At 69.0% G+C, this 12,053-nt stretch carries 10 protein-coding genes; 3 read left to right on the top strand and 7 right to left on the bottom strand.

Features of this window, described 5'->3' with window-relative positions; all coding sequences use genetic code 11:
• Nucleotides 1-17: 17 nt before the first annotated feature.
• Entirely contained in the window at nucleotides 18-1,907 is a 1,890-nt protein-coding gene (sctC, locus tag ABFG95_RS18405; protein ID WP_054416303.1) for a type III secretion system outer membrane ring subunit SctC, read from the top strand.
• 29 nt (nucleotides 1,908-1,936) lie between these two features.
• Here sctC and ABFG95_RS18410 read toward each other — a convergent pair whose 3' ends face one another.
• From ABFG95_RS18410 to ABFG95_RS18425, 4 genes are all read right to left on the bottom strand, one after another.
• Nucleotides 1,937-2,503 carry an RNA polymerase sigma factor gene (locus ABFG95_RS18410; protein ID WP_049071248.1) on the bottom strand — a complete coding sequence of 189 codons (567 nt, stop codon included), beginning with the start codon at nucleotides 2,501-2,503 and terminating at the stop codon, nucleotides 1,937-1,939.
• A 250-nt stretch (nucleotides 2,504-2,753) separates the two neighbouring features.
• Nucleotides 2,754-3,326 (bottom strand): hypothetical protein, encoded by a 573-nt coding sequence (locus ABFG95_RS18415; RefSeq protein ID WP_063581933.1) that lies wholly within the window; start codon nucleotides 3,324-3,326, stop codon nucleotides 2,754-2,756.
• Between the two features lie 186 nt (nucleotides 3,327-3,512).
• Nucleotides 3,513-4,700, bottom strand: coding sequence for an ABC transporter substrate binding protein (locus ABFG95_RS18420; RefSeq protein WP_049071251.1), 1,188 nt, complete (start codon nucleotides 4,698-4,700; stop codon nucleotides 3,513-3,515).
• Nucleotides 4,697-6,700, bottom strand: a complete 2,004-nt coding sequence (locus ABFG95_RS18425; protein WP_348994829.1) for a SpoIIE family protein phosphatase — start codon at nucleotides 6,698-6,700, stop codon at nucleotides 4,697-4,699. Before ABFG95_RS18425 ends, ABFG95_RS18420 begins: the two co-directional genes overlap by 4 nt.
• A gap of 109 nt (nucleotides 6,701-6,809) precedes the next feature.
• On the opposite strand from ABFG95_RS18425, the gene ABFG95_RS18430 reads away from it, so the two are divergent.
• Nucleotides 6,810-9,278 carry an MFS transporter gene (locus ABFG95_RS18430; protein ID WP_175203493.1) on the top strand — a complete coding sequence of 823 codons (2,469 nt, stop codon included), beginning with the start codon at nucleotides 6,810-6,812 and terminating at the stop codon, nucleotides 9,276-9,278.
• Between the two features lie 66 nt (nucleotides 9,279-9,344).
• Here the strand turns inward: ABFG95_RS18430 and alr are convergent, their stop codons facing one another.
• On the bottom strand, nucleotides 9,345-10,496 hold the full coding sequence (gene alr / locus ABFG95_RS18435) for an alanine racemase (protein ID WP_278990382.1): 1,152 nt from the start codon (nucleotides 10,494-10,496) through the stop codon (nucleotides 9,345-9,347).
• Between the two features lie 131 nt (nucleotides 10,497-10,627).
• Nucleotides 10,628-11,059, bottom strand: coding sequence for an ATP-binding protein (locus ABFG95_RS18440; protein ID WP_049071258.1), 432 nt, complete (start codon nucleotides 11,057-11,059; stop codon nucleotides 10,628-10,630).
• A 220-nt stretch (nucleotides 11,060-11,279) separates the two neighbouring features.
• Here ABFG95_RS18440 and ABFG95_RS18445 point away from each other — a divergent pair, with 220 nt between their 5' ends.
• Nucleotides 11,280-11,615: an STAS domain-containing protein gene (locus ABFG95_RS18445; RefSeq protein WP_049071260.1), complete on the top strand. Its 336-nt coding sequence runs from the start codon at nucleotides 11,280-11,282 to the stop codon at nucleotides 11,613-11,615.
• Nucleotides 11,616-11,650: 35 nt separating this feature from the next.
• Here ABFG95_RS18445 and ABFG95_RS18450 read toward each other — a convergent pair whose 3' ends face one another.
• Nucleotides 11,651-11,872 carry a hypothetical protein gene (locus ABFG95_RS18450; protein ID WP_278990377.1) on the bottom strand — a complete coding sequence of 74 codons (222 nt, stop codon included), beginning with the start codon at nucleotides 11,870-11,872 and terminating at the stop codon, nucleotides 11,651-11,653.
• Nucleotides 11,873-12,053: the final 181 nt, after the last annotated feature.

Genomic DNA, 12,053 nt, shown 5'->3' on the forward strand with positions numbered 1-12,053 from the left:
AGAGAGTGTTGAAGCGGATGATTCTGGCGACCGCGTTGTCGCTGGGCCTGGCGGCGAGCGCGCAGGCCGCGCCGAACTGGCCGAACGTGCCCTACAGCTACTATGCCCGCGACGAGAACCTGCAGACGCTGCTGCGCGAGTTCGCCGGCGGCTTCAGCCTGTCGTTGCAGTTGGGCCCGAATGTCACCGGCACGGTCAACGGCAAGTTCAATGCCAACACGCCAACCGAGTTCATGGACCGCCTGGGCGGCGTGTATGGGTTTAACTGGTTCGTCTATGCCGGCACGTTGTTCGTCAGCCGCACCAACGACATGAAGACGCGTTCGGTCAGCGCCATGGGCAGTTCCATCAGCGCCCTGCGCCAGGCGCTGCAGCAGCTGGGCGTGCTGGACCCGCGCTTTGGCTGGGGCGAGTTGCCCGACCAGGGCATCGCGCTGGTGTCGGGCCCGCCGGGCTATGTCGATCTGGTGGAACGCACCGTGGCCGCGCTGCCGATGGGCGCCGGCGGCCAGCAGGTGGCGGTGTTCCGGCTCAAGCACGCCTCGGTCAACGACCGCACCATCAGCTACCGCGACCAGAAGGTGGTGACGCCGGGCCTGTCGACGGTGCTGCGCAACCTGATCACGGGCGGCGGCGGCGGCGCCAACAACGAGACCCTGGCCGCGATCGCGGCGCCGCTGCGCGACAATCCGCCGGCGTTCCCGCAGGTCGGCGGCGATGGCGGCGCGGCGCCCGCCGGGCAGGCGGGCGGCCAGCCAGCCGCGCCCGCCAGCACCGGCAAGTCGGGCCTGCGCCTGCGCGAGCCCACCGTGCAGGCCGATGCGCGCCTGAACGCCATCATCGTGCAGGACATCCCGGACCGCATTCCCATCTACCGCAGCCTGATCGAGCAACTCGACCTGCCCAGCACGCTGGTCGAGATCGAGGCCATGATCGTCGACGTCAATTCGGACCTGGTCAGCGAGCTGGGCGTGACATGGGGCGCGCGCGCCGGTTCGACCACGTTCGGCTACGGCAACCTGGCCCTGGGCACCAGCGGCGGCCTGCCGTTGGAAAGCGGCGCGGCGCTGTCGCCCGGCACCATCGGCGTCAGCGTCGGCAACACGCTGGCGGCGCGCCTGCGCGCGCTGCAGACCAAGGGCCAGGCCAACATCCTGTCGCAGCCGTCGATCCTGACGGCCGACAACCTGGGCGCCATGATCGACCTGTCGGATACCTTCTATATCCAGACCCGTGGCGAGCGCGTGGCCACCGTGACGCCGGTGACCGTGGGCACGTCGTTGCGCGTGACGCCGCGCCATATCGAATCGAAGAATGGCGCGCGCGTCGAGCTGACGGTCGACATCGAGGACGGCCGCATCCAGGAAGAGCGCCAGATCGACAACCTGCCCACGGTGCGCAAGAGCAACATCAGCACCCTGGCCATCGTCGGCAATGACCAGACGCTGCTGATCGGCGGCTACAACAGCAGCCAGAATTCCGAGCAGGTCGACAAGGTGCCGATCCTGGGCGACATCCCGGGCCTGGGGCTGTTGTTCTCGAACAAGTCCAAGACCGTGCAGCGGCGCGAGCGCCTGTTCCTGATCCGCCCCAAAGTGGTCGCGATCAACGGCGAAGTGGTGGCCACGCCGGGCGGGGCCGGCACCGGTCCCATGCTTAACGCCACCTGGGGGGGCGACCGCATGACGGCGGGCCAATACCTCGACCTGGCGCAGAGCCAGCGCACGCGCATCGTGTTCGGACCGAATGTGGAACTGCGCCGCAGCAGCGGCCCGGTGCGGGCCTCCGAGTGGCTGGATGGCACGCCCACGGCCGCGCCGGTGCTGGAAGGCAAGTCCAACGCACAGCAGGGGCCGGTGATCCAGGTCGAGCCGGTGGCGGCGCCCGGGACGGGCAGGGCGCCGTAGCGCTGACGGCGGCGCGCGGGGCGGGCGGCTCAGTCGTCGAGCCGCAGCCCCTTCTGGGCCAGCTTGTCGCGCAGCGCCGCGCGCGCGCGCGACAGGCGGCTGCGCACGGTGCCGACGGGCACCGTCAGCATCGCGGCGGCATCTTCGTACGAGATCTCGTCGACGCCGACCATGAGCAGGATGTCGCGCATGTTGTCGGGCAGTTCGTCCAGCGATTCCTGCAGCAGCGCCATGGTCTGGTTCTGTTCCAGCACGCGCTCGGGCGACAGGTCGCTGGCGGCATGCTCGGCCAGCACGCTGTCGCTGACGAAGTCATGGCGCCGTTCCGGCGCGCGCGACAGGTAGTTGCGCACCAGGTTCAGCGCGATGCCGTAGAGCCAGGAGGAAAGTTGCGATTCGCCGCGGAAGCTGCGGTACGAGCGGGCCGCTTCGACAAAGGCCTGCTGCGCCAGGTCTTCGGCCTCGGTGGTATTGCCGATGTGCTTGATGATGAAGCGTTGCAGCCGGGTGGCGTGTTCCCGCACCAGGTCGCGCAGCAGGTATTCCTCGCCCGAATCCCATCCCTGCCCCTCGCCGTCGGCGCGAACGGGCGGCAAATCCGCTTCCTGGGAAGCGGCTGTGCAGTCGCTGGGATGGGTCATGGATTGGGAAAAGAAACGTGTATTAAGCTACAAGTTACTACCGGCGTGCCGCGAATTATCGCAGCTTACCGGTGTCACAATATTTCGAAAATGGAAATATTGAGGCAAAAGTAGCTTTTTTTAAGTCAGATATGTAAAAACAAGTAAGCCAATCCGGGTGATATTTCGAGGGACGGAATCCGACGCCGCAAGGGCGCGCGGGCCCTCAGCCGGTCTTGAGCAGGTCGCGCAGCCAGGCGGCGGCGGTGGCCAGGGAGACCGGGCTCTGACCGGATTGGGCGGCCTGGTCGAAGCGGGCCTGCATGGCCAGGTCCAGGGCGCCGCGGCGGGCGGCGTCCAGGCTGGCGGGCGCCACGCCGACGTCGCTACAGGCTTGCTGGAAGGCAGGCGCCCCGTTGCTGGCCGACAGGGCCAGGCGCGTCAGGAAGTCGACGCCGGAAAGGGCGTCGCGAGAGGTTTGCGCCATATCCAGCGCCAGCGTGACGGTGCGCGCGGACAGCGGCTTGCCGGGATTCGGTTCCAGGCCCAGTTCACGCGACACCGCGCTGGCGATGCCCTGGCCGTAGCTGTGCGCCAGGGCCTGCGCGAACATCGCGGTGGTGTCGACATTGGGCGCGACCCACGCCACGCTGCGGCCGCCGGGCGTGGTGCCCATGCCCAACACCCGCAGTGTTTCGCCCGCGATGTCGACGTAGATGTCCTGGCCGCTCTGCGCCGCCTGGGCGAAGGCGTCGAGAGAGACGAACGGCGAGGAAGGGGTAACCGATGAGATTGTCATGCAGCCAATAAATCCGGCGTGTCCGATATCGGGCCCATAGGAGATTCAACAGCCCCTGTGATTGAGTAACCCGAGTAGCGCTTTGGTTCCATCGCCACGACACGTAGGCGGATTTTATGCCATTGTGAGATTTCCGGCCGCCGGCGGGAAACAGGGCGCCACCACCACGGCATCGCCGTCAGGCCGTCACTGCGCTTCGTAGACCTCGTCGGCCGCCAGCAGGATGTCCACCGGCGGGTCGAAGCCGATGACCCGCGCGGTCTGCAGATTCAAGGCGATCTTGGCGGGATCGATCCAGACCTGGCTCAGTTCGCGCGCCTTGGCGCCGTTGAAGATGCGCGCCATGGTTTCCGCGTAGAACAGACCCACGTACGAGTAGTCGGCCTGGGCCAGGCTCAGCAGCAGCCCGTGCTTGACCTCCTCGGAGCCCAGCATCGAGAAGCTCGGCACGCGGGCCTGGCGCAGGATCTCGGCGACCGTGTCGATCGACGCGGGCGTCACGCCGCGATGCACGGTGACATAGGCGGCGTCGATCTGCGGCGCCAGCCTGGCATAGCACTCGAGCGCGTTGCGGGTGGCGGCCTCCTGCGCAATGCCGTTGGACGGCGCATTGCAGGTGAGCACCTTGAAACCCTGTTCGCGCGCCACCTGTTCGACGGCGTCGACCGCGCTGTAGGTGCGGCCTTCCGGGCTGTCCTCGTACACCAGCCCGAGGCGCTTGAACGGCACGATCTCGTGGAACAGCCGCACCTGGCGCTGATAGCGCTCGGGCTGGACGCGGGCATGCAGGTTGTCCAGGCCGCTATCCTGCGCCGAACGGGTGATGCGGGCGCCGACCGCGTCGCTGGTCGAGGCGACGATGGTGGGCACCGGCGCGCCCATCGCCGCCATGTCCTGGCCGGCCCAGGTGCCCATGGCGATGATCAGGTCGATGTCTTTCTTGCCTTCCAGCCGCTGCTTGATCGCCGCGCGCACCGCCGGCCGCTGGGCGGCGTCGAAGTTGCCGGGCTGCCACCAGGCGTCGCGCACGAATTCCAGCGTGTCGCTGCGGGCGTTGTCCGCCAGGTACTCCCACATCTGCCTGCCGTTCAGGCCGTCCGGAATGGCAGGCACGGTGATCCAGCCCAGCTTCTGCAGGCCGTCGACCGTGACGCGCAGCGTGCGCGGATATTCGCTGTAGTCGCCGCTTTCGAAATAGCCGATGCGCCATTTCCCGCCATCGGGGCGCGCCACGGGCTTGGTGGGGAATACCTGCGGCGCGGCGGCCGCGGACGTGGCGGCCGTGGGGGACGGCGCCGCCCCGGCCTGGGCGTGGCTGGCGGCGGGCGCCAGCAGGGCCAGGCTCATCAAGAGGGTGGACAGCGATGTCTTCATGGGCGGCGGATCACGATCAAGGTGATGTCATCGGATTGTTCCGCGCCGTCGGCGAAGGCCTGCACGTCTTCCAGCAGACGCTTGGCCAGGCTGGCCGCCGGCACGGGAGGGTTGGACAGCACGGCCAGCAGGCGCGGGTCGCCGTACTGCGCATTCTGCGGATTGACGGCCTCGGTGATGCCGTCGGTATAGCCCACCAGCATTTCGCCGGGCGCCAGCACCGTCGACAGGCAGCGGTATTCCAGGTTTTCCTGCACGCCACAGGCCGGACCGCTGCGGCCTTCCAGCAGCCGCACCACGCCGTCGGCGCCGACCACCGCCGGCGGCAGGTGGCCGGCATTGGCCCACTTGAGTTCGCCCGTGGTCATGTCGAGCACGCCCACCAGCAGCGTGACGAACATCATGTTCGGGTTGTTCTCGGACAGGCGGTTGTTGATCTTCTGCATCATCAGCGCCGGGTCGGTCTCGTCCTCGGCGGTGGCGCGGATCAGGGTGCGCGTGACCGCCATGAACAACGCCGCCGGCACGCCCTTGTCCGACACGTCGCCGATGGCCAGGCACAGCCGGCCGTCGGGCAGCGTGAAGTAGTCGTACAGGTCGCCGCCCACTTCCTTGGCCGGCAGCATTACCGCGTTCAGGTCGATCTGTTCGCGCGTGATGGGCGACAACGGCACCGGCAGCAGCCCGAGCTGGATCGCGCGGGCAATGTTCAGTTCGCTTTCGAAGCGTTCGCGCGCGGTGGTCTCGCGCATCAGGCGGGCAATGTTCTCGCGCAGCTTGTGGTCCATGAACAGGAACGACGCCGCCAGCCGGCCGACTTCGTCCTTGTGTTTGTCGGGCAAGGCGGCGATGTGGGCCGGCACGCTCGACTGCGCGGTCAGGTCCTGTTCGGGCAGCTGGCGGGCATAGTGGGTCAGGGTTTCCAGCGGCCGCACGATGCGTGCCGCCACCAGCCAGGCGCACACCAGCGCCACCAGCATCATGCCCACGAAGATCAGCGCCTGCCGGTTCAGCAGCTCTTGCGCCGGCGCGGTGAGGTCGCTTTCGGGCACCACTGCCACCACGGTCCAGCCCAGCGGCGCGAAGCGCGCGCTGTCGATCTGCCAGGGGCCGTCGCCGCCCTCGAAGCGCAGGCTTTGCAGCTTGCCGCCAGCGTCCTGCCGCGCCAGCAGCGCGCGCAGGGTTGCACCGGCTTGGTCGGTGGCGTCCAGCAGGCCGGCGCGGGCCTCGGGCGGCGGCACAATCATGCGCCCGTCATCGGCCGCGATGAAGATGAAGCCCGACTGCGCCAGGGTCAGTTTCGACAGGGTGTCGCGCACCGAGTTTTCCAGCTGCGCGCGGCGCGTGTCGATCTGCTCGATCACGTCCTGGGCGCTGTCGGAAATGGCGAACACCCAGTTCCACGGCCGGAAATAGCCGAAATAGGCGTAGCGCGTTTCGCCATCGCCGCGCTGCGCGGACGGCGGCCAGCGGTAGATGGCGAAGCCGTAGCCCGAGGTGCGGCTTTCTTCCAGCAGCGCCTGCGCCAGCGGCCGGTTCTTGAAATCGGACAGCGTGGACAGGTCGCGGTCGATCATGTCGGGGTTGCCGCTGGCCAGCACCTGGAAGTCGGCGTCGTAGACGAAGGCGTAGCGGCGGTCGTCCAGCCGGAGGCGGTTGATCCAGGCGCGCGCCATGCCCTTGGCCGCGCCGGGCGTCACCAGGCCGCGCTCGGCCAGGTCGGCGTAGGCATTGAGCGCCGCCGCGACCACCGTGCCGCTTTGCATCAGCTGGCGCCGGCCGCTGCGCACGGTCGAGATCTTGTCGGCCAGCAGCGCGCCCCAGCGCGCCTCGGCGTCGCGCAACACCAGCTCCATCACGTTGCTGACGGCGTGGCGTTCGCTGTTCACCACCGTGCGCGTGACGTTGCGTTGCGACGTCAGCATCACGAATGCCGCCACCGCCAGAAGCAGCGCTACGACCAGTAGAAAAATCTTGCTACGGAGCGAGCGCAACGACATGGGGGCGATAGAGGGCGGGTGAGGTAAGGGCGTGAAATAAGATGCAATTTGCATTAATTGTAAATACCATTAGTGCCCGTGTGTAAATACTTTGCGGCGGCGTGGCCCCATGCGTAGCGAACCAATACAAATAGTGCTCGATGGGTTGCGTCGCCGCCCGGTACTGGAAGTCACTCTGGCCTGTCTGGCCGTGCTGCTGCTCGCACAGGCGCTGATCGGCGCGCTCAGCCTGTCCGCCTTGAACCGGCTGGTGGTCGACACCACCGCCGATCGCGTCGAAGTGGTGGCGCGGCGCGTGGCCGGCAACATCGAAAACGGCCTGCGCCTGGGCAAGCCGCTGGAACAATTCTTCGGCCTGCGCGATACCTTGCGTGACGGCGTCGCGGGCTCGCGCGGCCTGCAGGGCGCGGCGGTGCTGCTGGCCGACGGCCAGGCCCTGGCGACGCAGGGTGAGCTGCCTGACGACGCGGCGCAGTTGGCGCGCACGCTGGACAGCGGCGGCGCCACGGCGGCCGGCTTGTCGCGGCGCGGCTCCGGCGCGCTGGTCGCGGTGGCCGACGATCGCGTTACCGTGGCCGTGCCACTGACCGCCGCGGGCGGCAAGGCGCTGGGCGCCGTGGTGCTGTCGGCGGCCAAGGACGGCGAGGCCAGCCGCCAGCTGATCATCGACAACCTGCAGGTGCTGCTGGTGGTGACGGTGCTGGTGGGGCTGGGCCTGGCCGCGGTCTTCAAGTACATCGTGCCGCTGACCTCGCTGGCCGCGGGCGGCCGGGCCCGTTTCGTGGTGCCGTTGCTGGCGCTGGTGCTGGCGCAGGGCGTCTACGCCGCCTACACCATTTCCACCTTCCGCAGCGGCTGGCTCGACGTGACGCGCAACAACGTCGGGCTGCTGGCCGAAGGCCTGCAACGCGACCTGAACCGGGTGCTCGGGTATGGCCTGGAGGTGGACCGGCTGCGCGGCGTGGACGCGCCATTCACGCGCCTGGCCGCCACCTTTCCGGCGGTGGCGCAGATCGAGCTGGCCGATCGCGATGGCCGCATCCTCTACGGGGCCGATGCGCGCGGTCCGCTTGATGTGTCGGGCCTGCCGCGGGCCCGTCCGCGGGCCGACGATCTGACGCTGGTGCTGCCGCTGGGCGCGGCGCTGGCCGACCCCCGCGCCCATGGCGACCTGGTGTTGCGCCTGTCGGGCGACGTGATTGCCGCCGGGGTGCGCAGCCGCGCGCTCGACGCGGTCACGGTGGTCGCGGTGGCCCTGGTGGCCGCGATCGAAATGCTGTTGCTGCTGGCGCTGTTGATGAACCGCGCCTTCGCCGCGCGCGCCACGCTGCCCGACGGCAGTCGTGTCGGCCCGGATGACGAGTCCGAGGTGGGCCGCATCGCGCGGCCCGTGATGTTCGGCTTCCTGTTCGCCTGGGCCTTGCCGCTGGGCTTTCTGCCGCTGTATGCGCGCAGCCTGCCGACGGGCGGTCTCGAATTGCCTGCCAACCTGCTGCTGGCCTTGCCGATCTCGGTGGAAATGGGCTGCGGCCTGTTGACCTCGCTGCTGGCCGGCCGCCTGACCGACCGCAAGGGCTGGCAGGTGCCGGTGCTGGCGGGCCTGGGCGTGTCCGCCGCCGGCATGCTGGCGTGCGCGGCCGCCGCCAACCTGCTGATGTTCAGCGCCGCGCGCGGCCTGGTGGGCCTGGGTTATGGCCTGACCTGGATGGGCCTGCAGGGCTTCATCGTGACCCGCAGCCCGCCGCAATATCGCGGCCGCAACATGACTGGCGTGATCGCCGGCCTGTTCGCGGGGCACCTGTCCGGCGCGGCGGTCGGCGCAATGCTGATGGAGCAGGTCGGCTTTCGCGCGGTGTTCGCGGTGGGCGCCGTGATGCTGGCGATGCCGCTGGCCGGCGTGCTGATCCTGATGCGCCCCTACATGGATCGCGGCCGCAAGCTGGCCGCACAGGCCGCTGGGCGCGCCCGCGCCCATCTTTCGGATACCTTGAAACTGCTGTTCACGCGCGACTTCGGCCTGCTGCTGGTGGGCAGCGTGATTCCGTTCTCGATCGCGCAGGTGGGCCTGTTGTCGTTCGCGCTGCCGCTGTACCTGGAGGCCGAGGGCGTGGCCGCGTCCAGCATCGGCCGCGTGCTGATGATCTATGGCCTGTGTGTGATTTACGTCGGGCCGCTGATGGGCCGGGTGGTGGATCGCAGCCGCATCAAGAAAAGCTGGATCGTGCTGGGCGGGCTGGTGGGCAGCCTTGGCATGCTGGGGCTGTACTTCAACAGCGGCCTGCTGGCCGCCGCCGCCGCGGTGCTGCTGCTGGCGCTGGCCAGTTGCTTTGCCGGCGCTTCGCAATCGCCCTACATGCTGGCCTTGCCGCAGGTGCAGCGCTACGGCGCGGCGGGCGCCACCAGCGTCATGCGCGCCGCCGACAAGCTCGGGCAGATGGCGGGCCCGCTGGTGGTCGGCGCCATGTTCGGCGCGGCCGGCATGGGCGCGGGCCTGGCCGCGACCGGTGTGATCTATCTGGGCGCGACGCTGTTGTTCCTGCTGTTCGCGCCGGCCAGGCCGCGCCAGGACTCGGCCTGAACGGCCGCGGGCGGTGCGCGCCGCCGCGGTGCGGAGTGTGGCGCCGCGGTGCGGGGGCGCCGTCATTCAGCGCGCCGGACTCGCGCCCGCCAACGCCACCGGCACGCGTGCGCTCAGGCCCGTGAGCAATTGGGCGGCGATGGTGCCCGCGGCCATCGCCACTTCCTCGACCGGCAGGCCGTCCGCGCCCCACAGGGTCACGGGCGCGCCGATTGCGGCGTGTGGCACGGGGCCCAGGTCCACCGCCATCATGTCCATCGAGACGCGCCCCAGCAGACGCGTGCGCACGCCGGCCACCACCACCGGCGTGCCGGTGGGCGCATGGCGCGGATAGCCATCGGCGTAGCCGCAGGTGACGATGCCCACGTCCATGCCGGTGGGCGCCAGGAAGGCGCCGCTGTAGCCCACGCCCGCGCCGGCCTGCACGCGCTGGATGCCCACCACCTGCGAGTGCAGCGACATCGCCGGCAACAGGCCGAGCTGCGCGGCGCCGCGGTCGGCGAACGGGCTGGCGCCATACAGCGCCAGGCCGGGGCGTACCCATTGGGTGGTTGCCGCGCGCGCCGCATGGCCCAACACGGCGGCGGAATTGCTGGTGGAAACGGGGCCCGGCAGGCCGTCGATGAGGGCGCGAAAGCGCGCGTCGGCGTGATCCACGCCATCGGCTTCGTCGGCGCGCGCGTAGTGGTTCAGGTGGCCGACTTCGCCCACCACGCCACGCGCGGCCAGCGCGCGCGCCAGTTCGAACGCGGCGTGATAGTCCTCGGCGCTGAAACCGGTGTGGTGGATATCGCCGGCAAAACGCAGCCAGACCGCCGGCCGCTCGGCCGCCGGCGCTTGCGCCAGCCAGTGCAGTTGCGCGAGATGGGTGATGACCAGGTGCAGTTGCGGCGTGTCCAGCAACAGCGTATCGGCCGGCGAGTACAGGCCGCCATAGACCAGCACGGGGCCTTTCCAGCCCAGCCGGCGGCAGGTGCGCGCTTCGTCCAGGTGCAGCACCGCGAGGCCGTCGGCGCCGCGCAACGCCGGCAGCACCCTTGCCAGGCCATGGCCGTAGGCATCGGCCTTGACCGTGGCCCACAGCCGGGGCGCGCCGGTGGCGGGCAGCGCCGCGCGCAGGCGGGCGAGGTTGTGGGCCACGGCAGCCGCGTCGACGCGGGCATACAAGGGGCGGGCAAGCAATCCTTCTGGACGATAGGGAGCGTTCACGGGCGGCATCTGGGCGAGGGCTGCGCGCAACCGGCGCGCAGTCTATGCATGAGTGACAGATGACCGGGTTTTGTTCGGTACTTTCTGTCTATGCATTGCAAGTTGTCGATAGCGCGTCTTCATTGGACGCGCCGGTGAAGTCACGCGGCGCGCATCACGAGCGTCAGGCGGTTCTCGTTGCCGTCGCGCGTGTAGCGCAGGTCGTGCAGATAGTGCTGCATCAGCCGCACGCCGTGGCCGCCGATTTCGGCGTCATCGAGCGAAGTGGCCAATGGGGGAGGCGGGGTCAGGGTGGGATCGTACGGCCGGCCATTGTCGATTATCTCCAGCGAGATCCACGCGTCGTCCTGGCGGCAGGCCAGGCGGACATGGGCGGGACCGGGGGTGAGCAGGGGATCGTCGAAGGCATAGGAAACGATGTTCGTCAGCGCTTCGTCCAGGCTCAAGGACAGACCAAAACTCAGCTTCGGCGACCAGCCCTCGCGCTCGGCAATGGCCTCGAGCCATTCGATGGCGGAAGCGACGGCGCGGGCGTCGGGGACGAGATCAAGCGTATCGGACTGAGAGGGCATGGTTGCCTTGCGTTCAGGGGTACACGTGCAGGTGGAAGTATGCACGATTGCGGCCGGCAGGCGTATCGGCAGACGTATCGGCAGACGTATTGGCAGGCTATGGCGCGCGCGTTTTGAAGTTTGCGTTTGGCCGCGCCGGCGCCTCGCGTATCATCTCGGCATCGCGCCGCCGCCCGCAAGCGCCGGGATCCGGGGCGCCGGTCAATTTCCGGGAACCACTATGAATCTCGCAATCGAGAAAGTCGGGGAAGTGCTGGTTGTCTCGCCCGAAGGCCAGATCAACAGCGGCAACGCCGCGGGTATCGAGGCGGACCTGTTGTCGCATGTGGAAAAGGGCGAGCGCCGCTTTGTGCTCGATATGTCGAACCTGAACTACATCTCCAGCGCCGGGCTGCGCGTGGTGCTGGTGCTGGCCAAGCGGCTCAAGCAGGGGGCGGGCGCGCTGGCGTTGTGCGCGATGCAGCCGCACGTGCGCGAAGTGTTCGACATCAGCGGTTTCCTGGCCATCCTGACGGTGGTCGACACGCGCCAGGAAGCGGTCGCCAAGGTCGCCTGAAGCGGCGCGCGCCCTGGGTGGGCGCGCAGGCCGTCTCACGGCTTGCGGTTGTCGTGCGAGGTGTCGAGCAGATCGTCCTCGGGGGTGATGACGCCGGGATCGCCCGGCGCCTCGATGGCGCGGCCCTGCCGCGGCATGCCTGCCACCGTGGGACTCTGGTCGGGCATCGGCAGGATACCGGTGCCCTTGCGGGGATCGACGGCGGGGGCCGACTCCGGCTTGCTCGTGGCGGAGGAATCGATGACGGTTTTCAGCATGATGACGTCTCCGGTTGCGGGCGTCCCAGGATGGCGACGCGCCGGGTATTCCTCCCCATCTTAGGGCCGCTGGCGGCGCGCGGCGCCGTTTGCGTTGTCACGTTTGCAAGGGGCTGTTGCAGGGCCCGGCCCTTATAATGCCGAGCGCGTCGCGGTGTCGCCAAACAGGGCGCGCCCGGTG

Origin of the sequence: Achromobacter sp. HNDS-1 (assembly GCF_040084795.1) — a bacterium.
GTDB classification, from domain to species: domain Bacteria; phylum Pseudomonadota; class Gammaproteobacteria; order Burkholderiales; family Burkholderiaceae_B; genus Achromobacter; species Achromobacter ruhlandii.